23 protein-coding genes and 5 tRNA genes are annotated in these 23,892 nt (G+C 42.3%); 17 read left to right on the top strand and 11 right to left on the bottom strand.

Going from position 1 to position 23,892, the window contains the following annotated elements:
* Positions 1-36: 36 nt before the first annotated feature.
* The 7 genes from arsB to HMPREF9009_RS01470 all read right to left on the bottom strand — a co-directional run bounded on the left by arsB (position 37) and on the right by HMPREF9009_RS01470 (position 4,932).
* On the bottom strand, positions 37-1,077 hold the full coding sequence (gene arsB / locus HMPREF9009_RS01500) for an ACR3 family arsenite efflux transporter (RefSeq protein ID WP_049701244.1): 1,041 nt from the start codon (positions 1,075-1,077) through the stop codon (positions 37-39).
* A 13-nt stretch (positions 1,078-1,090) separates the two neighbouring features.
* The gene (arsA, locus tag HMPREF9009_RS01495) at positions 1,091-2,806 is read right to left on the bottom strand and encodes an arsenical pump-driving ATPase (protein WP_049701243.1); all 1,716 of its coding nucleotides are present in this window, start codon (positions 2,804-2,806) and stop codon (positions 1,091-1,093) included.
* A gap of 4 nt (positions 2,807-2,810) precedes the next feature.
* On the bottom strand, positions 2,811-3,143 hold the full coding sequence (gene arsD, locus HMPREF9009_RS01490) for an arsenite efflux transporter metallochaperone ArsD (RefSeq protein ID WP_008023063.1): 333 nt from the start codon (positions 3,141-3,143) through the stop codon (positions 2,811-2,813).
* 18 nt (positions 3,144-3,161) lie between these two features.
* Positions 3,162-3,869, bottom strand: coding sequence for an aromatic aminobenezylarsenical efflux permease ArsG family transporter (locus HMPREF9009_RS01485; RefSeq protein WP_008023061.1), 708 nt, complete (start codon positions 3,867-3,869; stop codon positions 3,162-3,164).
* Positions 3,870-3,876: 7 nt separating this feature from the next.
* A complete protein-coding gene (locus tag HMPREF9009_RS01480; protein ID WP_049701242.1) occupies positions 3,877-4,305 on the bottom strand; it encodes a nitrophenyl compound nitroreductase subunit ArsF family protein in 429 nt (142 codons plus the stop codon).
* Between the two features lie 18 nt (positions 4,306-4,323).
* Complete coding sequence (locus tag HMPREF9009_RS01475) at positions 4,324-4,557, bottom strand: thioredoxin family protein (RefSeq protein ID WP_008023059.1); 234 nt, start codon at positions 4,555-4,557, stop codon at positions 4,324-4,326.
* A gap of 66 nt (positions 4,558-4,623) precedes the next feature.
* The gene (locus HMPREF9009_RS01470; protein ID WP_008023058.1) at positions 4,624-4,932 is read right to left on the bottom strand and encodes an ArsR/SmtB family transcription factor; all 309 of its coding nucleotides are present in this window, start codon (positions 4,930-4,932) and stop codon (positions 4,624-4,626) included.
* A 1,012-nt stretch (positions 4,933-5,944) separates the two neighbouring features.
* Between HMPREF9009_RS01470 and HMPREF9009_RS01465 the strand changes: the two genes are divergently transcribed.
* Positions 5,945-6,376, top strand: a complete 432-nt coding sequence (locus HMPREF9009_RS01465) for a hypothetical protein (RefSeq protein ID WP_049702195.1) — start codon at positions 5,945-5,947, stop codon at positions 6,374-6,376.
* A 260-nt stretch (positions 6,377-6,636) separates the two neighbouring features.
* Positions 6,637-7,227: a porin family protein gene (locus HMPREF9009_RS01460; RefSeq protein WP_049701241.1), complete on the top strand. Its 591-nt coding sequence runs from the start codon at positions 6,637-6,639 to the stop codon at positions 7,225-7,227.
* A gap of 8 nt (positions 7,228-7,235) precedes the next feature.
* Here the strand turns inward: HMPREF9009_RS01460 and HMPREF9009_RS25615 are convergent, their stop codons facing one another.
* Entirely contained in the window at positions 7,236-7,388 is a 153-nt protein-coding gene (locus HMPREF9009_RS25615; protein ID WP_153882614.1) for a hypothetical protein, read from the bottom strand.
* Between the two features lie 33 nt (positions 7,389-7,421).
* Here HMPREF9009_RS25615 and priA point away from each other — a divergent pair, with 33 nt between their 5' ends.
* From priA to HMPREF9009_RS01445, 3 genes are all read left to right on the top strand, one after another.
* Positions 7,422-9,878: a replication restart helicase PriA gene (gene priA / locus HMPREF9009_RS01455; RefSeq protein ID WP_049701240.1), complete on the top strand. Its 2,457-nt coding sequence runs from the start codon at positions 7,422-7,424 to the stop codon at positions 9,876-9,878.
* A 51-nt stretch (positions 9,879-9,929) separates the two neighbouring features.
* Entirely contained in the window at positions 9,930-11,726 is a 1,797-nt protein-coding gene (locus HMPREF9009_RS01450) for a DUF4091 domain-containing protein (protein WP_049701239.1), read from the top strand.
* A 452-nt stretch (positions 11,727-12,178) separates the two neighbouring features.
* The gene (locus HMPREF9009_RS01445; RefSeq protein WP_049701238.1) at positions 12,179-12,649 is read left to right on the top strand and encodes a low molecular weight protein-tyrosine-phosphatase; all 471 of its coding nucleotides are present in this window, start codon (positions 12,179-12,181) and stop codon (positions 12,647-12,649) included.
* Here HMPREF9009_RS01445 and HMPREF9009_RS01440 read toward each other — a convergent pair.
* The gene (locus HMPREF9009_RS01440; protein WP_049701237.1) at positions 12,624-14,696 is read right to left on the bottom strand and encodes an HD family phosphohydrolase; all 2,073 of its coding nucleotides are present in this window, start codon (positions 14,694-14,696) and stop codon (positions 12,624-12,626) included. The two genes, HMPREF9009_RS01445 and HMPREF9009_RS01440, sit on opposite strands and share 26 nt — an antisense overlap.
* Positions 14,697-14,790: 94 nt before the next feature.
* Between HMPREF9009_RS01440 and gltX the strand changes: the two genes are divergently transcribed.
* The gene (gltX, locus tag HMPREF9009_RS01435) at positions 14,791-16,308 is read left to right on the top strand and encodes a glutamate--tRNA ligase (protein WP_008645735.1); all 1,518 of its coding nucleotides are present in this window, start codon (positions 14,791-14,793) and stop codon (positions 16,306-16,308) included.
* A gap of 13 nt (positions 16,309-16,321) precedes the next feature.
* Positions 16,322-17,545, top strand: a complete 1,224-nt coding sequence (locus HMPREF9009_RS01430; RefSeq protein ID WP_049701236.1) for a 3-deoxy-D-manno-octulosonic acid transferase — start codon at positions 16,322-16,324, stop codon at positions 17,543-17,545.
* Positions 17,546-17,687: 142 nt separating this feature from the next.
* Here the strand turns inward: HMPREF9009_RS01430 and HMPREF9009_RS01425 are convergent, their stop codons facing one another.
* Positions 17,688-18,209 (bottom strand): gamma carbonic anhydrase family protein, encoded by a 522-nt coding sequence (locus HMPREF9009_RS01425; protein ID WP_004313451.1) that lies wholly within the window; start codon positions 18,207-18,209, stop codon positions 17,688-17,690.
* Between the two features lie 148 nt (positions 18,210-18,357).
* Entirely contained in the window at positions 18,358-20,139 is a 1,782-nt protein-coding gene (locus HMPREF9009_RS01420) for an aminopeptidase P family protein (RefSeq protein WP_049701235.1), read from the bottom strand.
* Positions 20,140-20,326: 187 nt separating this feature from the next.
* Here HMPREF9009_RS01420 and rpsU point away from each other — a divergent pair, with 187 nt between their 5' ends.
* From rpsU to secE, 10 genes are all read left to right on the top strand, one after another.
* Entirely contained in the window at positions 20,327-20,518 is a 192-nt protein-coding gene (gene rpsU, locus HMPREF9009_RS01415) for a 30S ribosomal protein S21 (protein WP_002558090.1), read from the top strand.
* 73 nt (positions 20,519-20,591) lie between these two features.
* On the top strand, positions 20,592-21,473 hold the full coding sequence (gene xerC / locus HMPREF9009_RS01410) for a tyrosine recombinase XerC (protein WP_004313453.1): 882 nt from the start codon (positions 20,592-20,594) through the stop codon (positions 21,471-21,473).
* Between the two features lie 16 nt (positions 21,474-21,489).
* Positions 21,490-21,789, top strand: coding sequence for a ribosome hibernation-promoting factor, HPF/YfiA family (gene hpf, locus HMPREF9009_RS01405; RefSeq protein ID WP_004310895.1), 300 nt, complete (start codon positions 21,490-21,492; stop codon positions 21,787-21,789).
* 97 nt (positions 21,790-21,886) lie between these two features.
* Positions 21,887-21,960 (top strand) — tRNA-Thr (locus HMPREF9009_RS01400).
* 85 nt (positions 21,961-22,045) lie between these two features.
* A tRNA-Tyr gene (locus HMPREF9009_RS01395) sits at positions 22,046-22,128 on the top strand.
* A 28-nt stretch (positions 22,129-22,156) separates the two neighbouring features.
* A tRNA-Gly gene (locus HMPREF9009_RS01390) sits at positions 22,157-22,229 on the top strand.
* Between the two features lie 10 nt (positions 22,230-22,239).
* Positions 22,240-22,311: transfer RNA gene (locus tag HMPREF9009_RS01385), tRNA-Thr, on the top strand.
* Between the two features lie 51 nt (positions 22,312-22,362).
* Positions 22,363-23,547, top strand: a complete 1,185-nt coding sequence (gene tuf / locus HMPREF9009_RS01380; RefSeq protein WP_004307553.1) for an elongation factor Tu — start codon at positions 22,363-22,365, stop codon at positions 23,545-23,547.
* A gap of 54 nt (positions 23,548-23,601) precedes the next feature.
* Positions 23,602-23,674 (top strand) — tRNA-Trp (locus HMPREF9009_RS01375).
* 14 nt (positions 23,675-23,688) lie between these two features.
* A complete protein-coding gene (secE, locus tag HMPREF9009_RS01370; RefSeq protein ID WP_004296363.1) occupies positions 23,689-23,880 on the top strand; it encodes a preprotein translocase subunit SecE in 192 nt (63 codons plus the stop codon).
* Positions 23,881-23,892: the final 12 nt, after the last annotated feature.

Raw genomic sequence — 23,892 nt, 5'->3', positions numbered from 1 at the left:
TAGATACTGTCGTTTCCCGCCTCGGAACTGTAGTTTCTAGTTCTTTGCTTTAAATTTGCGGCGCATCTTTAACGCATATCTTACTAATAGTATCAATACGGGTACTTCTACCAGTGGCCCGATTACCGCGGCGAAAGCCTCTCCCGAACTGATACCGAAAACGGCAATAGCCACAGCAATAGCCAATTCAAAGTTATTTCCGGTAGCCGTAAATGATACGGATGCGGCTTTTGGGTAATCCGTTCCCATTTTTCGGGTAATAAAAAAGGAAACAAAAAACATGATTCCAAAGTACAACACCAACGGGACTGCTATTATCATCACATCATACGGCAATTTTATGATATATTCTCCCTTGTAAGAGAACATTATCACGATTGTAAACAGCAAGGCCAACAATGTAACCGGGCTGATTTTAGGGATAAATTTCTGGTAATACCAATCCATGCCTTTATTCTTAACCAAGACTAAACGTGTAAGAAATCCAAGAACAAACGGTATTCCTAAATAAATGCCTACACTTTTCGCAATCTCGGACATCGTGATTTGTTGAACGGCGTTGGTTGTTTCCATTCCCACCCATTCAGGGAACACAGATAAGAAGAAATAAGCATATACAGAAAAGAAAAGGACCTGAAAGATGCTGTTAAAAGCGACCAGTCCGGCCGTATATTCGTTGCTTCCTCCTGCAAGTTCGCTCCAAACCAGTACCATGGCGATACATCGTGCAAGACCTATCATAATCAATCCGTACATATATTCGGGGTAATTATGCAGGAAGATGATTGAGAGAGCGAACATCAGTATCGGCCCTACCAACCAATTCAACAAAAGTGATACGGTCAGGATTTTCTTATTTTTGAATACGTTGCCTAATTCTTCATATTTCACCTTTGCCAAAGGTGGATACATCATCAGGATAAGCCCTATTGCCAAGGGTATATTCGTCGTTCCGACTTCAAAATGACTCCAAAAGTCTACGATGCCGGGATATAGGTAACCCAGTCCTACACCGATAAACATTGCTAAGAAAATCCATACCGTCAAATAACGGTCTAAAAAAGCAAGTTGTTTCATAATCACTCTCTTTTTATTTTGCTCTCCATGCGATTAACGCGGTATTATTGTCAGATAATTTCTTTACTCTGTCGATCCATGGCAACTCACTTTGTGCTTTGGCCTTTAAAAATGGGTTTTGGGTATCAACCAGAGATAAACAGGAGTTTATCACCCACCATTTGTTCTTGATGCCTGCCCGTTGTAAATCTTGCAATAAACGTTCCGCCTCAAAAACAGGGGTTGTTTCCGGAAGTGTTACGATGACAACCTCCGTTTCTTTGGGATTGCGCAAACGTGGCAACAGGTTTGCCACTGCTCCCTTGATTTCTCCCTGCGTTCGTTCTACCTCCTTGTGATAACTTTGCGTTGCATCCAACAATAACAAAGTATGTCCGGTTGGTGCTGTGTCTATTACTACAATTTCCGTATCAGCCTTTTCCACTATATCGGCAAATGCCTTGAATACAGCTATTTCCTGTGTGCAAGGGGAACGCAGATCTTCCTCAATATATTCCATATCTTCGGCCGTCATTTGGTTTTCCCTGGCTTTTGCCCTTACCTCGTTTTTATAAGCCTCCAGAACTTCGGCTTCGTCAATTTTGCTAACGTCGATCCCTGCTTTTATTACAAGTTCATAATTCAAGTGATTGGCCGGGTCTGTTGTTGTCAAATGCACTTTTGCGCCAAGTGCTTTTAGCTTTAGGGCGATATTGGTTGCAACAGTCGTTTTTCCTACGCCCCCTTTTCCCATTGTAAAAATAACCCGTTTGCCGGAAGAAAAAAGGTCATTTACCAAATCATCCAGATTCTTTTCACCCTGCAAAGGCTTGTAATCACCTCCCGAAATAAGGTTATCGCTCGATAACATTTTCCGGATATTTTCTATAGTTGATAAATTGTAGGAACGTAACGGAACGCTATATGCCGGATAATCTTTCAACTCCTCCGGAATGTTCTGTAAAGCCGAAGTTTGTTTTTCGCTTAATAACTTGGAAACTTTGTCGTTATCATCGGCTTGTTGTAACACTCCGTTTATGACAAGTACCTGGTTTTTTATGCCAAGCAAATTCAACTCGTGAGAAGAGCGTGCAGCCTCCTTTAATGGAGCAAGATCCGGGCGGGCAACTAGTATCAGGCTGGTTGCTTTTTCATCGGACAAGGTATTTACAGCCTGTTTATAAATGCCTTTTTTTTCTTCCAGTCCCGACAGCTGGCCTAAGCAGGATGCGCCATGCGTACTTTCACTGATAAACGTACTCCAGGCGGATGGTAATTGTAACATTCTTAGGGTGTGTCCTGTTGGCGCTGTATCAAAAATGATATAATCGTATTCTTTCTCTTTGGTTTTATCGGTGATAAAATCCGAAAACTCATTGAACGCTGCAATCTCTACCGTGCAAGATCCGGACAATTGTTCTTCCATATTCCGGATCACACTTTCCGGCAATTTCCCACGATAAGGGGAGATTACGCTTTCCCGGTATTCTGCGGCTGCTTTTTCCGGATCAAGATTTACGATCGTCAGGCCGGGCACTTCGGAGATATTCGTACCATGTCCGTTCAGTTCCTGCCCAAACACATCTTGCAAATTAGATGCTGGATCTGTACTTATCAATAATATCTTTTTGCCAAGATCCGCAAGACCTACGGCCGTAGCGCAAGCGATAGAAGTTTTTCCTACACCGCCTTTACCTGTAAAAAACAAATACTTTGTTAACTGTATGTCTGATAAATTGAAATTCTTCATAATCTCATTGGTTGATAATTGGAATAATGTCTAACTGAATGCCTGTCCACTCGCTCAACTGCTTATTGGTCGGATAACCTTTTGTTACCACGATTTCCCCCTCTACTATGGTGATTGGCAAGCCTTCCGCACCCTCTTTCATCAAATAATCATTAACCGTTTTATTGCTGACATAAAGCTGCGGCTCGTCCCGTAAATTATGACGCTCGACAACGATCCCCTGTCTTTTGAGGGTTTCCAGTACGGCTGCAATCCTCATAAGGTCAGGATTGATATTCGGGCCACACAATCCGGTAGGGCAACACATCGCCGGATCAAAAATCTCGATTCTTTTCATATTCTGTTTTTATTTAATTTATAAGTAATTGATATATGCGTAATAAATGCCGACTGCGATAAACAAAACAGCTACCACTCTGTTAAACCATTTCTGAAATACCTGTATGCGGTTATAAAATTTACCTATCCCGGCAACGCTATACGCCAAGATCCAGGCTACCAGAATAACGGGCAGACCGGTAGCCACCGCATAGACAATAGGCAAGAGGTAGCCTCCCGGTTCTGCTGCCGACATCGGTATAAGCATCCCGAAGTAAAACAGTCCGCTGGTAGGGCAAAATGCCAGAGCGAAAAGCACTCCAAGCAAAAGGCTGCCTAAATTGCCTTTCAGTTTTTCTGCCTTTCCTGTTCCCGAAAATCCGAACTTAGGTAAATTCAAACGATCTCCGAAAAGCATGAATACCCCTACAAATATCAAGACCGGGGCGATCAGTATCTCACCATATTTACTTATACCTTTTTGCAAGGAAAACATGCTTGATCCCTCTTTCAATATAGAAATCAGGATGATCCCTAAAACCGTATAAGCCACAACACGCCCCAAGGTATAAAGCAATCCTCCTAAAAAAATCTTGTTCCGGTTGCCTATATCCTTACTGATAAAGCCTATCGCAGTTATATTGGTAGCTAAAGGGCAAGGACTTATGGCTGTAAGCAAACCGAGCAGGAAAGCGGTTATTACCGGGATATTACTATTATCCAGAAGATTTTGAAGAAAATCCATATAATAGTTATTTTAGCAGTTCATTTATTTTGTTCTTTATACCTTCTTTGAATATGTCCGGTGACCCCTTTGCGTTGGCAAAAGAAAATTCAGTCATGTTATTAACAGTTTCTTTTCCTCCCTTCCAGCCGTTTATATACAAAGACGACCATGTCACCTCATATTTATCCGTAATCGCTTCATTTTGCGGATCTGAAATATCTATAACCTTATACACAACTGCCCCTTTATCGATTTGATTTCTGAAAGTGGCTTCCAACACTTCATTCGTCAGTTGCTCAATCGCACGGCAGGTAACACACCGTTGTTTTCCATGAAAGTAGATTACTTCTACACGATCTCCCTGTGGGGAAACCGCTTGTTTGTTTTCTGTTTTTGGCTTCCCGCTACAAGAAAACAGGAGTAAGCTGATAACAATCAAAAATAAATGTTTCATAGGTACAGTGTTTCTAAGTTATTGTTTCAATAGTTCTTTTACTTCGGCTAAGGATAATTTTCTTCCGGCGGAAACGATCTTTTCGTCAATCACTAATGCCGGCAAACTAAGGATATTATACTCCATAATCTTTAAAATATCTTCCTCTTTAACTAACGTAGCATCTAAATTTAGATCTCTTACCGCCTGTTCTACTGTTACGTACAGAGCTTTACAATTTGCGCAGCCTGTACCCAAAACTTTAATTTCCATATTTTCTATTTTATATATTAAACGTAATTCGCAAAACAACGAACAATAAGTCTAAAAAAAGGGCTGCTATTCACAGCAAGCACCTTTTTTAGAAGCGCAATCGCAAAAGAATTGGGCGAACAACTGTCTGGCTATTTCCCAGTTTTCACGGTTTATGCAATATTTCACTTTGGGCGTTTCTATTTCACCCTGTATCAGTCCAGCGTCTTTTAACTCTTTTAGATGCTGGGAAACGGTTGCTTTAGCGATTGGCAACTCATCGTGGATGTCCCCAAAATAACAGCTTTCTTGCCTTGCAAGAAAATTAAGTATTGCTATTCTGGTGGGATGCCCCAACGCTTTAGCAAAACGAGCAATCTGTTCCTGCTGTTCCATACATTAGTTTCTCTTTTATTTAATGTTCGCAAATATACGAACAATGCTATAAAAAGCAAATCCTATATTCGTATTTTAACGAACATTCACTACTTAAATGGTAGAAAGATGATGATAGCCTGGTTATAAGTTTATCTATAATGCTTTTATTGTCACTACTAATAAAGGTATTATTATACTGTTTCCCATGCATTAATACCTGATTTTCGAACTATTAATATATGATTTTTAGGGAGTTAATACTTGATGCTATAGCTGTTAATACTTTTGGTAATAGTAGATAATGTACTGTATGTCAGAAGATAATGGTCCTGTCTTGGTGTGAGGCATGGTGAGAGTAAAAGTTACTCTCATCTTACTATCATACTTACTCTCATACCTGTAACTCCGATGAATAAAGGCTTTTCAAACGATTGATGAGAGTATGAGAGTAAAATTGCTTATTTATTTTTATTAGTGACGGATTTCAGTAATCAGAAATAAGAAACAGGATTATATTTTATCAAATTCATTTTAATACAGAACTTCCTATATTTATTTCCATATTTCTGCTACCTTTCAAAAAAAACATATATCTTTGTCATACGCTTTCAGCCCATCAGCGTGATGAAACAGGCAGGAAGCGGTTTTTATTTCCTATATGGAGTAAAAGCGTATTATCTCTCACTTTCAGAAATAGCTAATTCAAACAGAGGGAGATGATACGGTAGATACTCCACGTGAACGGATGTATATCAACATATTCGTAAAAGATGTGTTATATATAAACGATTGACGTGGGTGTCTGCTGTTATCATTGTTCTCTGGTCGGTTTAGCTAGCCTTGAAAGTGGATAATGGTACAGCAGCATCTGCGTCTTTCTTGTATTCGGCCGGTTATTGATTATCCCACAATTTAACCTAGCCAATCTCCATCCGGCAGACTGCAAAAAGAGTGGATGCTCGTTGTGCTAATATACATGAATAAAACATTATTCATCCCTTATTGTATCACACATAAAAGAACAAACGCTATGGCACAATGGATTAGTATAGAAGAAGCGGCTGCAAAGTACGGATTCGAGACAGAATATATCTGGGTCTTGATAGAGATAAGAGAAATCACCGTGGACTACCAAAGAGCCGACATTGACATCATCGACGATGAAAGTATTCAGGATTTTATCAACCGGAATAAAAAGGGGATTACATTGATGTATATCGAAAAGTTGGAACGATATTGCATGGATAAATCTCGAGTCTGTTCAATATACGCATCACTTTTAGGCAAACAGGATAAGGAAATCACCATATATAAAGGAGCTAAACACTTGTATGATACATTGCAGGGCAAATGGTTGAAGCAATGTGACCGGGTGCGGCATTTAGAAAAAGAACTTGCATTGGAACAAACCACTTGCCGTGCGTGTTGGCTGAAAAGGTTATGTATGATAATCTGGAAGTAAATTTGATTAACTATCATTTTCCCAAGATTTATAGATGATAGATAGGATGAAAATTGAACTAATAAGAATTTCTTATTAGTCTGTGAGTGGTGGATGAAACTGATGCTCTATTGTAAGTTCAATCTTCAAAAGAGCAAATATAAAAGTACGGGCGTCGGATTAAGTGAACAACAGCGACTTTGAGCGAACAAAAAACCGATAAATTGTGTTTATTTATTCTAATTATATATCTTTGTCCCGAATTATAAACACGTAAATTTATGAAAAAGATTTTTGGTGCTTTAATGATTGCCGTATGTATCGGTATGGCAATGCCTGCCCAGGCGCAAATACACTTTGGTGTAAAAGGAGGTTTGAACTTGTCGAAGGCGAGTTTCTCTAATGTGAGCGAAAACTTTAAGAAGGATAATTTTACCGGTTTCTTTATTGGTCCGATGGCCGAGTTTAATATTCCAATCGTAGGGTTGGGAGTAGATGCTGCCTTGCTTTTTGCTCAAAGAGGTATAAAGGTTTCTGAAGGAAACGAGGATTATACTGTTAAGCAAAACGGTATTGATATTCCTGTAAACTTGAAATATACAATCGGTTTGGGAAGTCTGGCAGGTATTTACTTCGCTGCAGGTCCTGATTTTTATTTCGATTTTGCGGGAAATAAAACGATTGAAGGCGTAAAAACCGACAAGAAGAAAGCCGAAGTCGGCATTAACGTTGGCGCGGGTGTGAAATTGCTCAATCATTTGCAGGTTGGTGCCAATTATAACATCCCTTTGGGAGACACTGCCAAATTTGAAGGAATAGATGGTTCTTATAAGACTAAGACTTGGCAGGTATCTGTTGCCTATATTTTTTAAATAGTCTGTCATTTTACATCGTATATAAAAAAGAGTTTCCGGTGAACGGGAACTCTTTTTTTGTTCGGAGGCTGCCCTGTTGCAGCCTCGAAACTGTTTCTGCCCAATCCTGCCTTAAGAAGCGTTTTTCTTTTGAGTGTTCTCTCTTCCTTCTTTTTCATTCCCCATTTTTTTATTGTATTTTTGTACCTGCAATGAAAAAATATGTAGATGTCATATTACCGCTTCCGCTTCCGAAGAGTTTCACTTACTCTTTGCCGGACGAATGTGCGGAAGATGTGAAGATAGGCTGCCGTGTGGTAGTTCCTTTCGGGCGAAAGAAGTTTTATACGGCTATCGTCCTTAACGTTCATTATTGTGCTCCAACGGAGTACGAAGTGAAAGATATATCTGCATTGCTGGATGCTTCTCCCATTTTACTACCCGTTCAGTTCAAATTTTGGGAATGGATAGCCGATTACTATCTCTGTACACAGGGAGATGTTTATAAAGCGGCACTTCCTTCCGGCCTGAAGCTGGAGAGTGAAACGATTGTTGAATATAATCCCGATTTTGAGGCGGATGCGCCATTGCCGGAACGGGAACAACGCATTTTGGATTTACTTGCCGTAGATGCGCAGCAGTCCGTCACTAAACTGGAGAAAGATAGCGGCATAAAAAATATTCTTACCGCCATCAAGTCCCTGCTCGATAAAGAAGCCATTTTTGTAAAGGAAGAATTGAAACGCACTTATAAGCCTAAGACAGAGGCACGGGTGCGGCTTGCGGGTACGGCAGATGAAAAGCAACTCCATATTCTGTTTGATATTCTGTCTCGTGCTCCGAAGCAACTGGCGTTGCTCATGAAGTATGTAGAGTATTCAGGTATTTTAGGAACCGGAACTCCGAAAGAAGTCTCCAAGAAAGAATTGTTGCAACGGGCTAATGTGGCTCCTTCGGTACTGAACGGGCTGGTGGATAAGAAGATTTTCGAAATCTACTATCACGAGATCGGACGGTTGAATAAACAGGAGAAAGAAGTAGTCGAGCTGAACGCCTTGAACGAGTTTCAGCAACGGGCACATGATGAAATCGTTCAGTCTTTTCAGGAGAAAAACGTGTGTCTGCTTCATGGAGTAACGTCCAGCGGGAAGACGGAAGTGTATATTCATCTGATCGAAGAAACGATTCGTCAGGGAAAGCAAGTCTTATATTTGTTGCCGGAGATTGCCTTGACTACTCAAATTACAGAGCGTCTGCAACGGGTTTTCGGTGCTCGCCTGGGGATCTACCATTCTAAATTCCCCGATGCCGAACGGGTTGAAATATGGCGGAAACAACTGGGAGAGAATGGGTACGATATTATCCTGGGTGTTCGCTCTTCCGTGTTTCTTCCTTTCCGAAATCTGGGATTGGTGATTGTGGACGAAGAGCACGAAAATACGTATAAGCAACAAGATCCCGCTCCCCGTTATCATGCCCGTAGCGCAGCGATTGTACTGGCTGCCATGTACGGAGCTAAAACTTTGTTGGGGACGGCTACTCCTTCCATCGAGTCGTGGCAGAATGCAGGGGAGGGGAAATATGGTTTTGTACAACTAAAAGAACGATATAAAGAAATTCAATTGCCGGAGATTATTCCGGTAGATATAAAGGAATTGCATCGCAAAAAGAGGATGGTGGGACAATTCTCACCGCTGTTGATACAATACATGAAAGAGGCTTTGGAACAAGAAGAGCAAGTGATTCTCTTTCAGAACCGTCGCGGGTTTGCTCCGATGGTGGAGTGTCGTACTTGCGGTTGGGTGCCCAAGTGTAAGAATTGCGACGTGAGCCTTACCTATCATAAAGGGATCAATCAGCTAACTTGTCATTATTGCGGTTATACCTACCAACTGCCGAAATCCTGTCCTGCCTGCGAAGGTACGGAACTGGTGAACCGTGGCTTTGGTACGGAAAAGATTGAAGATGACATTAAAATCCTTTTTCCCGAAGCGGCAGTGGCACGAATGGACTTGGATACCACGCGCACCCGCTCTGCTTATGAAAAGATTATTGCGGATTTCGAACAGGGAAAGACGGATATATTGATCGGTACGCAAATGGTTTCAAAAGGATTGGATTTCGATCATGTCAGTATTGTAGGTATACTGAATGCCGATACGATGCTGAATTATCCGGATTTCCGTTCCTATGAACGGGCTTTCCAGTTGATGGCGCAAGTAGCGGGACGTGCCGGACGTAAGAACAAACGGGGTAGGGTGGTGCTGCAAACCAAGAGTATCGAGCATCCTATCATTCATCAGGTCATTGCCAATGATTATGAAGACATGGTAGGCGGGCAGTTGGCGGAACGGCAGATGTTCCATTATCCTCCTTATTACCGGTTGGTATATGTTTATCTGAAAAATCATAATGAAGCGTTGTTGGATCAGATGGCGGTAGTGATGGCGGATAAGCTGCGGGCGGTATTTGGTAATCGAGTGTTGGGGCCGGATAAACCTCCTGTTGCCCGTATCCAAACGTTGTTTATTAAAAAGATTGTCGTAAAGATTGAGCAGAACGCTCCGATGGGGCGTGCCCGGGAGTTGCTGTTGCGCATCCAACGGGAGATGTTGGAAGATGAACGCTATAAATCTTTGATTGTCTATTATGATGTAGACCCCATGTGATTGAATATTTTTCCCCCTAATAAAAACCTTTAATCATTTAATTAACTAACCATGAAACGACTTACTATTTTTTCTCTGACTTGTCTCTTTAGCGTAGGCGCAGTTTTTGCCCAGCAAGGAGTCACTCAATGTGGTGTTCCGACAGGACAACCGAAGTTCCCTTTACAGACTTATCAGGAATTGCCCGACCCTGCTGCGCCGTCTGATAAAGAATGGGCGGCAGTGACAATAACACAAGTGTCTTGGGGTACAACAGACGTCCGGTACGCAAAACACGGGCTTCCCCGGTTGAAGAACCAGCAAACGGTTGCTTTGAAAGGCTGGCGTGGTGAACGTGTGAACGCGCAAGCGGTTGTATGGACAGGTGTAGAACTGAAAGACCTGAATTTCAGCTTTGGTGATTTCAAAGACAAGAAAGGAAATGTTCTTCCCCAAGATGCATTCACCGGCGGTTTTGTTCGTTATGTGATGACGGACGAATTGAACAAAGACGGCAGAGGTGCCTGCGGACATCGGAAAGCGGTGGATTATGATTCATTATTGGTGGCCGATCCGATTGATACCAGTCTGAAAGCGATGGCTTTGCCTGCCCGCACAGTTCAACCTGTCTGGGTGCAATGTTGGATTCCTCAATCGGCTGTTCCCGGAACGTATAAAGGGGAGTTGCTAATCAACGACGGCTCTCGTTTGTTGCAACGCCTGAATCTGGAAATTACGGTTTCTTCCCGTGAACTTCCGGCGCCTTCGGAGTGGGCTTACCACTTGGATTTGTGGCAAAGTCCCTATGCAGTGGCACGTTACTATCAGGTTCCTCTATGGAGCCAGGAGCATTTAGACGCCATGCGTCCTTTGATGAAAATGCTGGCAGACGCCGGACAAAAGATTATCACGGCTACTTTGACGCACAAACCCTGGAACGGTCAGACGGAAGATTATTTTGATACAATGGTTACCTGGATGAAACGGGCGGACGGCACATGGTCTTTCGACTATACCATTTTCGACCGTTGGGTAGAATTTATGATGAGTGTGGGCATTGACAAACAGATCAACTGTTATTCAATGGTTCCTTGGGAGTTGTCATTCCAGTATTACGACCAGGCAACCAACTCGCTGAAATTTGTGAAAACAGCACCGGGCGAGGAGGCTTACGAAGAAATGTGGGTAGCAATGCTTTCGTCTTTCTCCAAGCACCTGAAAGAAAAAGGATGGTTCGATATCTGCGCTATAGCAATGGATGAACGTCCGATGGAAGTGATGCAGAAGACCTTGAAGGTGATTCGTAAGGCCGATCCGGATTTCAAAGTTTCGTTGGCAGGAAATTACCATGCGGAGATTGAGCCCGATTTGTATGATTACTGCATTGTAATCGGACAGAACTTCCCCGAAGAAGTACGCCTCCGCCGTGTGGCAGAAAACAAGCGTACCAACTATTACACCTGCTGTACGGAAGCTCACCCCAATACATTTACTTTCTCCGATCCTGCAGAAGCTGTCTGGATAAGTTATTATTCTTCTAAGAAACACCTGGACGGTTATTTGCGTTGGGCATACAACAGCTGGCCATTGGAACCGCTGCTCGATTCCCGTTTCCGCAGTTGGGCAGGTGGAGATACGTATCTTGTATATCCGGGAGCGCGTAGCTGTATCCGTTTCGAACGCTTGATTGAAGGAATTCAGGCGCACGAGAAGATAAATATCCTCCGTCAGGAATTTGAGAAAAAGGGAAATAAAGCCGGATTAAAGAAAATAGAGAAAATGCTTGCTCCGTTCAACTTGGGTAGTATGCCGGAAACCCCGGCAGCAGTAACCGTGAACCGGGCAAATCAAATATTGAACTCATTGTAAATGATTGTTCGTTAAATGGGAATTTAGGGGCGTAGCGCCCCAACAAGGTTTCCATTCGGCATGTTATCGTTTTAGACATACCCTAAAGGGTGGAACTGTATCTCTTTCAGGGAATACCGAATGGAAACCTTGCTCCGGCGCTACGCCGGTAAATGGGAATTTATCGGTTAAATGGGAATTTTTCGGTTAGGCTGAAAGCCTTACAATTATATATTTATTGGGGTGCCCTGAAAGGGCTTAATTATATAGCGTAGGGCAACGCCCTACGAAAAAAACACACCAGCCACAAGCCCTGAAAGGGCGGAACTGTATACAAATATGCCCTTTCAGGGCGCAAATTCAGATTGTCGTTTTTACGTAGGGCGTTGCCCTACGCTATATAATTAAGCCCTTTCAGGGCACTCCGCAAAATTATCATTTGACTTATTCTTGAATCTGTTAAAAGTGAAATTATGAAAAAGATATTGTTTGTCTGTCTTGGAAATATCTGCCGTAGCTCTACGGCTGAAGGCGTGATGCTTCATTTGATAAAAGAAGCGGGATTGGAAAAAGAATTTGTGATAGATTCCGCCGGAATCTTGTCTTATCATCAGGGCGAACTGCCGGACAGCCGGATGCGTGCTCACGCGGCTCGTCGCGGTTACCAATTGGTGCATCGTTCGCGCCCCGTCCGTACAGAAGATTTCTATCATTTTGATTTGATAATCGGTATGGACGACCGGAACATAGACGACCTGAAAGACAAAGCACCTTCTCCCGAAGAATGGAAGAAGATTCATCGCATGACGGAGTACTGCACCCGTATTCCTGCAGATCATGTCCCCGACCCCTATTATGGAGGGGCCGAAGGATTTGAATATGTACTCGATGTGTTGGAAGACGCTTGTGCCGGCCTGCTTACTTCTTTAACTCCGGATAGCTGATCCGGGTATGATAAGCAATCTTTAGTTTTTCCTTGAATACAGCTTTCACAGTTGCTATATCCTTGAAAGTGATAGGACATTCCTTAAAGTAGCCTTCAGTAACCTGTGAGTCGATAATCTTGTCGACCAGGTTGCTGATTGTTTCTTCCGTATATTCCGGAAGACTGCGCGAGGCAGCTTCCACAGCATCCGCCATCATCAGGATAGCCTGCTCTTTGGTAAACGGATTTGGTCCGGGGTAAGTGAACAATTCTTCATTCGGCTCTTCGTCCGGATGCTCGTTCTTCCAGGAAATATAGAAATATTTTGTTTTTCCCCGTCCGTGATGGGTGCTGATAAAATCTTTGACCGCTTTAGGCAGATTGTGTTTATCCGCCAGTTTCAATCCATCCGTCACATGGCTGATAACGACCTGTGCGCTTTGTTCGTAATTCAAATTCTTATGCGGATTAACCCCTCCCGACTGATTCTCCGTAAAGAAAGCCGGATTTTCCATCTTCCCGATATCGTGATACAAAGCCCCCGTACGTACTAACTGGCTTTTTGCTCCAATGCGGATAGCGGCTTCTGCTGCCAGATTAGCCACCTGCATGGAATGTTGGAAGGTTCCGGGAACCGTTTCAGACATCTGCCGCAAAAGATCGTTATTGATATTCGAAAGTTCCACCAAAGTAACATTGGAAGTAAATCCGAAAGTCTTTTCCAATAAGAATAATAAAGGATAAGTGAATAATAACAGGATTCCGTTAATGATGAAGTAAGTGTACATGCGTATGTTCAACTTTGAGAAGTCGGTGGAAAGACCATTCTCCGTCATCAGTTCGAAAGCAAAATAAATGGCTGCATAAGTCAGTATCACTAATAAGGCCGTTCGGAAAAGCTGGGATCTCTGCGATAGTTCCCTTAGGCTGAATATCGCCACTAATCCCGCTGCCAACTGCGTCAGAATAAACTCATGAGGGAAGCGCAAGGAGATGGAGCATATCAATATAGTGATGACATGCGTCAGAAAAGCAGTTCTCGAATCAAGAAAGACACGGATGATAATCGGCAGCATCGCGTAGGGGATGATGTACACATTAAATATATTATGTGTCACCATGAAAGCCGTTATGACGCTGTAGAACACAATCAGGGTGAATAGTAACGACAGACTGCCTTTCCGTTGATAATAGTCTTTCCGGAATAAATCGAGATAGAGCATGAAACAAAGCATCAGCATACCCACAAACAGAACCTGACCACCGAGAATCAAACGGTTTTGTCCCATAGACTCGTTGCGTTTGATGGATTCTTTGCGCAATGATTCGAGGATATTATAGGTATGCGGACTAACGATCTCTCCACGGTCGATAATCTTCTGCCCGCTGACTACCAATCCGTTTGCCCAGGAATAATTATTTAATATTTCCTCTTTGGCAGCCTGGGTGCGCTCCTCGTCAAAAGTGAGGTTGGGAGTAATGTATTCGTTCAGCGCGCATTGCCTTAATACTTCCCGGTTGAAATGGGTCGAGTCTGCTGTCAGCAGGTGTTCATACGCTTTCTTTACCGTGTAAATGTTTTCGGTAGCCTGCGGGTTGGCAAGTTTATCGTCAATCACCATGACGGATGAAGTGCTGTCTTTTTGAAGCTGTTGTATATTCTCTGTCGATACGATACCTGCCTGATAGATTTCTTTTAAGGTACGCTCGATATACCGCAAGTAATCGATGGAAGGAAGAATTCCTTTCAGATTGGTGTGATAATTCTCTTTCAACTTGGCAATTGCGTCTTTTTCGATGTCTTTATCCAATTGGTAATAAGGCTGGAAGAAAGCCATCAGACTGTCCTGCTCTCTTTTTACTACCGCGTCCTCTTTATAAATAGGAAAGTCGAAAGTCGCGATCAGCTGCCCGTACTTCCAGGGCTTATTGATGTCAAACTGGTAATTGAATTTTCCGTCACGTGGCAGGAAATAGACAATCAACGTCACAGTGCTCACAAATAGCAGTGATTTATATAGTAAATCTCTCCATGAAAAACTTTTTTTCTTCTTCAAATGTTCCATATCCACTGAAATTTTTGCGAAAAGTACAAAAAAAAACAATAGTGTGGAAAAAAAGGTTTAATTTTGCCACGATTTACCTATACTAACCCAAATTATGGCAGAAAGAAAAGTAAGAGTTCGTTTTGCTCCAAGTCCTACGGGAGCACTGCACATCGGTGGTGTGCGTACAGCTTTGTATAATTATCTATTTGCGCGTCAACACGGCGGAGACTTGATATTTCGTATTGAAGATACTGATTCTAACCGGTTCGTTCCGGGAGCGGAAGAGTATATACTCGAATCTTTTAAGTGGTTGGGTATCCACTTTGATGAAGGAGTGAGCTTCGGTGGTGAATGTGGTCCGTACCGCCAGTCGGAGCGCCGCGAAATCTACAAGAAATATGTGCAGGTTTTGCTGGAAAATGGAAAAGCATACATCGCTTTTGATACTCCGGAGGAACTGGACGCTAAGCGTGCCGAAATTGCTAACTTCCAATATGACGCATCTACTCGCGGAATGATGCGCAACTCATTAACCATGCCGAAGGAAGAAGTGGATGCACTGATTGCTGAAGGCAAACAATACGTCGTTCGTTTCAAAATCGAACCGAATGAAGACGTACATGTGAATGACCTGATTCGTGGCGAAGTTATTATCAACTCATCCATTCTGGATGATAAAGTGCTTTATAAATCGGCTGATGAACTGCCGACTTACCATCTGGCAAATATCGTGGACGACCATTTGATGGGAGTTTCCCACGTGATTCGTGGTGAAGAATGGCTGCCTTCCGCTCCTTTGCATGTGTTGTTGTACCGTGCTTTCGGCTGGGAAGATACAATGCCGGAATTTGCCCACCTGCCTTTATTGCTGAAACCGGAAGGTAATGGAAAATTAAGTAAACGTGACGGTGATCGTCTCGGATTCCCTGTATTCCCACTGGAATGGCACGATCCGAAATCGGGAGAAATCTCTTCAGGTTATCGTGAATCGGGGTATCTGCCGGAAGCAGTGATTAATTTCCTTGCTTTATTGGGATGGAACCCGGGCAATGACCAGGAAGTGATGTCAATGGACGAATTGATTAAATTGTTTGATCTTCACCGTTGCAGCAAGTCGGGTGCCAAGTTCGACTATAAAAAGGGAATATGGTTCAACCATCAATATATACAGCAGAAACCTAACGAAGAAATTGCGGAACTGTTCTTGCCTTTCCTGAAAGAACATGGTGTAGAAGCTCCTTTCGAAAAAGTGGTGACTGTGGTTGGCATGATGAAAGATCGGGTAAGTTTCATTAAAGAACTGTGGGACGTATGTAGCTTCTTCTTCGTTGCTCCTACCGAATATGATGAAAAGACGGTGAAGAAACGTTGGAAAGAAGATTCTGCAAAATGTATGACCGAATTGGCAGAAGTGATTGCCGGCATTGAAGACTTTAGTATTGAAGGACAGGAAAAAGTCGTTATGGACTGGATTGCGGAGAAAGGTTATCATACTGGTAATATCATGAATGCTTTCCGTCTGACATTAGTGGGTGAAGGAAAAGGCCCGCACATGTTCGATATTTCCTGGGTATTGGGCAAAGAGGAGACGATAGCTCGCATGAAACGTGCGGTAGAGGTTTTGAAGTAATCGACACAGTACTATGCTTTACGACCTGGCAATAGTCATTTATGACTTTATCGTCCATTTGGCTGCTCCGTTTAGCCGTAAGCCCCGAAAGATGATGAAAGGGCATTGGGTAGTGTATGAACTCCTGCGGCAGCAAGTGGAGAAAGGGGAACAGTATATTTGGTTTCATGCTGCTTCACTGGGAGAGTTTGAACAAGGGCGCCCTCTGATAGAAATGATTCGTGCGAAGTATCCTAACTATAAGATATTGCTGACATTTTTTTCTCCTTCCGGTTACGAGGTGCGTAAACATTACCGGGGGGCGGATATTGTCTGCTATCTGCCGTTTGATAAACCGCGAAATGTGAAAAAGTTCCTGGATATTGCAAATCCTTGCATGGCGTTTTTTATCAAATATGAGTTTTGGAAGAATTATCTGGATGAACTTCACAAACGCCGTATTCCGGTATATAGTGTATCGTCTATCTTCCGTCGCGAACAAATATTCTTTAAATGGTACGGTGGAACTTATCGCAATGTATTGAAAGATTTCGATCATCTCTTTGTTCAGAATGAGGCATCCAAACGTTACTTGTCGAAAATCGGTATCAGCCGTGTGACAGTAGTGGGAGATACCCGTTTTGACCGCGTGTTACAAATCCGTGAAGAGGCTAAAGAACTCCCGTTGGTAGAGAAATTTAAAGGAACCAATTCCTTTACTTTTATTGCCGGAAGCTCATGGGGACCTGACGAAGATTTATTCCTCGAATATTTCAATAACCATCCGGAAATGAAACTGATTATTGCTCCGCATGTGATTGACGAGAATCACTTGGTTGAAATCATCGGTAAATTGAAACGTCCGTATGTGCGCTATACCCGTGCCGACGAAAGGAATGTATTGAAAGCGGATTGTCTTATTATAGACTGCTTCGGACTGCTGTCCTCTATTTACCGTTATGGCGAAATAGCTTATATCGGTGGAGGTTTCGGAGTCGGTATTCATAACACATTGGAAGCGGCTGTATATGGTATTCCGGTGATTTTCGGACCGAAGTATCAGAAATTTATGGAAGCCGTTCAATTGCTCGAAGCAAAAGGCGCTTATTCTATCAAAGATTATGATGAACTGAAAACTTTACTGGATCGTTTCCTGACGGATGAATTGTTCTTGCGTGAAACAGGAACAAATGCAGGTTATTATGTGACTAGTAATGCCGGAGCTACAGAAAAGATTATGCACATGATTAATTTTTGATTAGAGGAAATAGTGTCGAAAAGAGATGAATCCAATGAATTCGCTTTTTGTAAAAAAACGGCTTTATAAAAAATCTTATAAAAACAGCGGGATGTTCTTTCATTAGAATGTCCCGCTGTTTTTATTAACTTGTTAGAGTCTGCTATTTATCTTCCTTATACCATTGCGAATACATCAAATAATTGTGAGCAATCTTCTGATTCAGTTCTTTGGCTTGTTCAGGATCTACCTTTTTTATGAATTTCGCGGGTACTCCTCCCCAAATACTTCCCGGCTCAATGATGGTATTGCTTAATACCAGCGAACCGGCGGCAACGATTGCTCCTTCACCAACTACGACGTGATCCAGGACGGTTGACCCCATCCCTACCAATGCATAATCTTTGATGGTCGCCCCATGAATGGTGACATTATGCCCAACGGATACGTGATCGCCAATTTCAATAGTCGATTTCTGATATAACGTATGCAAGACACTTCCATCCTGAATGTTGACACCATTGCCGATTCGTATGGAGTTGACGTCACCTCTTAATACCGTATTAAACCAAATGCTACAATCATTTCCTATTTTTACATCTCCTATAATAGTTGCATTATCTGCGAGGAAGCAGTTTTCTCCGATTTCGGGAGTAAAACCCCGTACTGATTTAATTAAAGCCATATAATATTTGTTTCTAATAAAGTTTTTTATTTAATGCAGTTCTATGTTGTACGACACCCGGGTGTCGTGATGGATGAGACCCGGGTCTTGGATAGTCTGACACCCGGGTCTCAGTATGCTTGACACCCGGGTGTCAGACAAGTTCTGTTTAAAGGGAAGCAGTCGCCTCTTGTAACCAAACTTTTTCTTCTTCGTTAAGATCCGGTGACAACTTCTCGTAGACAGTCTGATGGTAATTGTTTAACCATTCAATTTCTTCATTTGTCAGCATCTCCTTGATGATCCCTTTTTTGCAGATTGGGCATAAAGTGATAGTTTCAAACTTAAGATATTCTCCAAACATTCCCTCTCCATCTTTGCAAACCAACGTCAGGTTCTCCGTACGTATCCCGTGACTGCCTGCTTTATAAACACCAGGTTCATTGGAAGTAACCATGCCGGGCTGCAAAATGACAGGATTCTCATTCATACGAATGCTTTGCGGACCTTCGTGTACACTCAGGAAATGTCCGACGCCATGTCCTGTGCCATGAAGAAAATTCATTCTGTGGTTCCAGATAGGCATACGGGCTAGTACATCGAGCTGGGCTCCACGGGTTCCGGCAGGGAATTTGGCCATAGCCAACGCGATGTGTCCTTTTAATATAAGGGTATAATCCGTTTTTTCTTCTTCTGTAAGTTCGCCTAAGGCAATGGTTCGGGTGATGTCAGTGGTTCCGTCCAGATATTGGGCTCCTGAATCTAAGAGTAAGAACCCTCTGGGCTGAAGAGTCACGTCACTTTCCGGGGTAGCTGAATAATGTACGATTGCCCCATGTTCTTTATATCCTGCAATCGTGTCGAAACTTTCCCCCATGTAGAGAGGCTGTGCAGCCCTAAACTCATGCAACTTTTTATCTATACTTAATTCTGTCTCTTTTCCGGTAGATACGGATTCTTCCAGCCATTTGAGGAATTTGACGAGTGCTACTCCATCCCGTTGCATGGCAGCGTGGATGCCGGCGACCTCCTGCTCATTGCGAATCGCTTTCAATAATGCGACAGGCGACTCGCCACGAAGAATAGAACATTGCGGATTAATAGACGAATAGATAGAATAATTCGTTTTTCGTGGATCAATCAGAATGTTTTTTCCCGGAAAAGAATTCAGGTATGTCTCTACCTCATCATACTTCTGTATCCCAATCTGCCGTTCCTTTAGATAAGTCTCTACCTCTGCCGTCACTTTCTCTGGTGAAATAAAATAAGTCACTTCATCCTGTGTGATTAACAGGTAACTTACTATGACCGGATTGCAATGTACATCGTTTCCTCGCAAATTGAGAGTCCATGCGATCTCGTCGAGTGCGGATATGAATAAAGCATAGACATCTTTCTTTTTCAACTCCGTACGGATGGCGGATATTTTCTCTTCGCAGCTTTTCCCTGCATATTTGATATCATAAATAAAGGCAGGAGAATCAGGCATGGCGGGCCGGTCTTTCCAAATGCTACTCAATGGATCTCCAAATATGTCGACCTGTAACTGATGTGCCGCCAGTTCTTCTTTCATCTGTTCGACCTGTTGCACAGAGAACATTTTCCCGTCGATACTTACAGATTCTCCAGGTTTTAAGTGTTGGCAGAGAAATTCTGTAATACTGGGAGTCTCCGGCAACATCTCTTTATATAAGGTAATGCCGCTGCCCTCCAATTCCTTCGTAGCTTGCAGAAAATAACGTGAGTCGGTCCATAATCCTGCTTTATCCATCAGGATAACCGCTGTTCCGGCAGAACCAGTAAAACCGGAAATCCACTCCCGTGACATCCAGTGGGGAGCCACATATTCACTAAGATGAGGGTCGGTGCTGGGAATAATGAACGCTTTGATAGAATTGGAATGAAAGGTCATGCGCAGTGCATGCACTCGCTCTTTTATGCTCTGTTTCATACTTTATTATATTATTATAGACATGTAAGTGTTTCAAAGGTACTAACTTTCTGCATTTAATAACTTGTTTATGAATAGTTTTTGAGAAATATTTGCCGAAAGTTTTGTGAATAAAGAAAGTATGTGTAATTTTGCGGCGCAATTTGACTGCGGAATTTTTTAATCATAACATATTAATAGTAACAAAATGATTGTAGTACCTGTAAAAGAAGGCGAAAACATTGAAAAAGCGCTGAAGAAGTTCAAAAGAAAATTTGAAAAGACTGGCATTGTAAAAGAGTTGAGAAGCAGACAACAGTTTGATAAACCGTCTGTAACTAAAAGACTTAAGAAAGAACGCGCAGTTTACGTACAACAACTTCAGCAAGTAGAAGATTAATAATTCGTAATTTCCTTTGAATTATTGAATTCTTTTCATACATTCGTTGCACGATTTTAGATGTAGCGATATTATGTTGATAGAATCTTTTCTTGATTATCTCCAGTATGAGCGGAACTATTCTGAAAAAACCGTTCTTGCGTACGGTGAAGATATAAAGCAACTGCAGGAGTTTGCTCAGGAAGAGTATGGAAAATTTAATCCGTTGGAGGTCGAGGCGGAACTGATTCGTGAATGGATTGTTTCATTGATGGACAAAGGGTATACCTCAACTTCTGTAAATCGTAAGCTAAGTTCGCTCCGAACGTTTTACAAGTATCTCTTGAGGCAGGGAGAAACGACTATAGATCCTTTGCGTAAAATAAAAGGACCTAAAAACAAAAAGCCGTTGCCTGTGTTCTTAAAAGAAAACGAAATGAATCGGTTATTGGATGAAACGGACTTTGGTGAAGGATTTAAAGGCTGTCGGGATCGGTTGATTATTGAAATGTTTTATGCTACCGGCATGAGACTTTCGGAATTGATAGGTCTGGATAATAAGGATGTGGATTTTTCGGCTTCTCTTCTGAAAGTGACCGGGAAAAGAAACAAGCAACGGCTGATTCCGTTCGGTGACGAACTGCAGGAATTGATGCTTGAATATATTAATGTAAGAAACGAAACGATTCCGGAAAGGTCGGAAGCTTTCTTTATTAGAGAGAATGGTGAACGGCTTTACAAGAATCTAGTCTATAATTTAGTGAAACGGAACCTGTCAAAGGTGGCGACGTTGAAGAAAAAGAGCCCTCACGTGTTGAGGCATACTTTTGCTACCACAATGCTGAATAATGAAGCAGAGCTGGGGGCGGTAAAAGAACTTTTGGGTCACGAAAGCATAACAACTACCGAGATCTACACACATGCCACATTTGAAGAACTTAAAAAAGTGTATAAACAAGCTCATCCAAGAGCTTAAAAAAAAGGAGGTAAGTATGGATGTTAGAATTCAATCAATTCACTTTGATGCGTCAGAGCAATTGCAGGCATTTATTCAGAAGAAAGTGTCCAAGTTGGAAAAATATTACGAAGATATAAAGAAAGTAGAGGTGTCATTAAAGGTAGTTAAACCAGAAGTTGCTGAAAACAAGGAAGCGGGCATTAAAATATTGATCCCAAATGGAGAGTTTTATGCAAGCAAAGTATGCGATACATTTGAAGAAGCAATTGATTTAGATGTGGAAGCACTCGGAAAACAGCTGGTTAAATACAAGGAAAAGCAACGTAGCAAATAAAAAAATCCCAAATATTTTGCGGGAAAGAAATAAATAACTAAATTTGCAGCCGTTTCGCTCGCGTTAGAACGTGACGGTTGCATTTTTTAGTAAGTTTGCCTCTTTAGCTCAGTTGGCCAGAGCACGTGATTTGTAATCTCGGGGTCGTTGGTTCGAATCCGACAAGAGGCTCAAAAAGAAACCGAAGAACAAAGATAGAACGTCTGTCTTCATCATATTGTTTGAAAATAGTTCTTTTATTTCTTGATTTTGAAAAGGGCAAATACCAGAGTGGCCAAATGGGGCAGACTGTAAATCTGCTGGCTTACGCCTTCGGTGGTTCGAATCCATCTTTGCCCACAATCAGAGTGACAACTTTGGCAAGAATGCGGAAGTAGCTCAGTTGATAGAGCATTAGCCTTCCAAGCTGAGGGTCGCGGGTTTGAGCCCCGTCTTCCGCTCTCTTTTCTTGCTGTTATAGCTCAGTGGTAGAGCACTTCCTTGGTAAGGAAGAGGTCCCGGGTTCAAATCCCGGTAACAGCTCATAAAGGATGTAAATGCTGATTATTAATCAAATAAATAACAAGTAAAGCTATGGCTAAAGAGAAATTTGAACGTACCAAACCGCACGTAAACATTGGTACAATCGGTCACGTAGACCACGGTAAGACAACGTTGACAGCTGCTATCACTACTGTGTTGGCAAAGAAAGGTCTTTCAGAATTGCGTTCTTTCGATTCTATCGACAACGCTCCTGAAGAAAAAGAAAGAGGTATTACTATCAATACTTCTCACGTTGAATATCAAACAGCTAACCGTCACTATGCACACGTAGACTGTCCGGGTCACGCCGACTACGTAAAGAACATGGTAACTGGTGCTGCTCAGATGGACGGTGCTATCATCGTTTGTGCTGCAACTGATGGTCCGATGCCTCAAACTCGCGAACACATCCTGTTGGCTCGTCAGGTAAACGTACCTCGTCTGGTTGTATTCTTGAACAAGTGCGATATGGTAGACGACGAAGAAATGTTGGAACTCGTTGAAATGGAAATGAGAGAACTTCTTTCATTCTATGATTTCGACGGTGACAATACTCCTATCATCCGTGGTTCTGCTCTTGGCGCATTGAACGGTGTTGAAAAATGGGAAGACAAAGTTATGGAACTGATGGATGCAGTTGATAACTGGATTCCACTGCCTCCGCGCGATGTTGATAAACCATTCTTGATGCCGGTTGAAGACGTGTTCTCTATCACAGGACGTGGTACTGTAGCAACAGGTCGTATCGAAACTGGTGTTATCCACGTTGGTGATGAAATCGAAATCCTTGGTTTAGGTGAAGATAAGAAATCAGTTGTAACTGGTGTTGAAATGTTCCGTAAACTGTTGGATCAAGGTGAAGCTGGTGACAACGTAGGCCTTTTGCTTCGTGGTATTGACAAGAACGAAATCAAACGTGGTATGGTTCTTTGTAAACCAGGTCAGATTAAACCGCACTCTAAATTCAAAGCTGAGGTTTATATCTTGAAGAAAGAAGAAGGTGGTCGTCACACTCCGTTCCACAACAAATACCGTCCTCAGTTCTACTTGCGTACTATGGACTGTACAGGTGAAATCACTTTGCCGGAAGGAACAGAAATGGTAATGCCGGGTGATAACGTAACTATTACAGTTGAGTTGATCTACCCAGTAGCATTGAACCCGGGTCTTCGTTTCGCTATCCGCGAAGGTGGACGTACGGTAGGTGCTGGTCAGATTACTGAAATTATCGACTAATACACAATAATTAATCAGTTCCCGGTTTTCCAATCGGGAACTGATTATGTACACACGGGAGTAGCTCAGTTGGTAGAGCACCGGTCTCCAAAACCGGGTGTCGGGAGTTCGAGCCTCTCCTCCCGTGCTAATATTATTGAAATGAAAAAGGTAATAGCTTATATTAAAGAATCTTACGACGAACTTGTACATAAAGTATCGTGGCCTACGTATTCTGAACTTGCTAACAGTGCAGTAGTTGTTTTATATGCTTCCCTGCTTATTGCATTGGTAGTATGGGGTATGGATGTCTGTTTCCAGAACTTCATGGAAAAAATCGTTTATCCACATTAAAAAATTAGGAAT

Source organism: Bacteroides sp. 3_1_13 (assembly GCF_001185845.1).
Taxonomy (GTDB): Bacteria; Bacteroidota; Bacteroidia; order Bacteroidales; family Bacteroidaceae; genus Bacteroides; species Bacteroides xylanisolvens.
The sequence above is the reverse complement of the archived record's forward strand: the minus strand, read 5'-3'. Positions and strand labels throughout refer to the sequence as shown.

Excerpts from the sequence above, each read along its gene's own strand:
- arsB (WP_049701244.1), bottom strand. The coding sequence starts at position 1,077 with ATGAAACAACTTGCTTTTTTAGACCGTTATTTGACGGTATGGATTTTC.
- arsA (WP_049701243.1), bottom strand. The coding sequence starts at position 2,806 with ATGAAGAATTTCAATTTATCAGACATACAGTTAACAAAGTATTTGTTT.
- arsD (WP_008023063.1), bottom strand. The coding sequence starts at position 3,143 with ATGAAAAGAATCGAGATTTTTGATCCGGCGATGTGTTGCCCTACCGGA.
- HMPREF9009_RS01485 (WP_008023061.1), bottom strand. The coding sequence starts at position 3,869 with ATGGATTTTCTTCAAAATCTTCTGGATAATAGTAATATCCCGGTAATA.
- HMPREF9009_RS01480 (WP_049701242.1), bottom strand. The coding sequence starts at position 4,305 with ATGAAACATTTATTTTTGATTGTTATCAGCTTACTCCTGTTTTCTTGT.
- HMPREF9009_RS01475 (WP_008023059.1), bottom strand. The coding sequence starts at position 4,557 with ATGGAAATTAAAGTTTTGGGTACAGGCTGCGCAAATTGTAAAGCTCTG.
- HMPREF9009_RS01470 (WP_008023058.1), bottom strand. The coding sequence starts at position 4,932 with ATGGAACAGCAGGAACAGATTGCTCGTTTTGCTAAAGCGTTGGGGCAT.
- HMPREF9009_RS01465 (WP_049702195.1), top strand. The coding sequence starts at position 5,945 with ATGGCACAATGGATTAGTATAGAAGAAGCGGCTGCAAAGTACGGATTC.
- HMPREF9009_RS01460 (WP_049701241.1), top strand. The coding sequence starts at position 6,637 with ATGAAAAAGATTTTTGGTGCTTTAATGATTGCCGTATGTATCGGTATG.
- HMPREF9009_RS25615 (WP_153882614.1), bottom strand. The coding sequence starts at position 7,388 with ATGAAAAAGAAGGAAGAGAGAACACTCAAAAGAAAAACGCTTCTTAAG.
- priA (WP_049701240.1), top strand. The coding sequence starts at position 7,422 with ATGAAAAAATATGTAGATGTCATATTACCGCTTCCGCTTCCGAAGAGT.
- HMPREF9009_RS01450 (WP_049701239.1), top strand. The coding sequence starts at position 9,930 with ATGAAACGACTTACTATTTTTTCTCTGACTTGTCTCTTTAGCGTAGGC.
- HMPREF9009_RS01445 (WP_049701238.1), top strand. The coding sequence starts at position 12,179 with ATGAAAAAGATATTGTTTGTCTGTCTTGGAAATATCTGCCGTAGCTCT.
- HMPREF9009_RS01440 (WP_049701237.1), bottom strand. The coding sequence starts at position 14,696 with ATGGAACATTTGAAGAAGAAAAAAAGTTTTTCATGGAGAGATTTACTA.
- gltX (WP_008645735.1), top strand. The coding sequence starts at position 14,791 with ATGGCAGAAAGAAAAGTAAGAGTTCGTTTTGCTCCAAGTCCTACGGGA.
- HMPREF9009_RS01430 (WP_049701236.1), top strand. The coding sequence starts at position 16,322 with ATGCTTTACGACCTGGCAATAGTCATTTATGACTTTATCGTCCATTTG.
- HMPREF9009_RS01425 (WP_004313451.1), bottom strand. The coding sequence starts at position 18,209 with ATGGCTTTAATTAAATCAGTACGGGGTTTTACTCCCGAAATCGGAGAA.
- HMPREF9009_RS01420 (WP_049701235.1), bottom strand. The coding sequence starts at position 20,139 with ATGAAACAGAGCATAAAAGAGCGAGTGCATGCACTGCGCATGACCTTT.
- rpsU (WP_002558090.1), top strand. The coding sequence starts at position 20,327 with ATGATTGTAGTACCTGTAAAAGAAGGCGAAAACATTGAAAAAGCGCTG.
- xerC (WP_004313453.1), top strand. The coding sequence starts at position 20,592 with ATGTTGATAGAATCTTTTCTTGATTATCTCCAGTATGAGCGGAACTAT.
- hpf (WP_004310895.1), top strand. The coding sequence starts at position 21,490 with ATGGATGTTAGAATTCAATCAATTCACTTTGATGCGTCAGAGCAATTG.
- tuf (WP_004307553.1), top strand. The coding sequence starts at position 22,363 with ATGGCTAAAGAGAAATTTGAACGTACCAAACCGCACGTAAACATTGGT.
- secE (WP_004296363.1), top strand. The coding sequence starts at position 23,689 with ATGAAAAAGGTAATAGCTTATATTAAAGAATCTTACGACGAACTTGTA.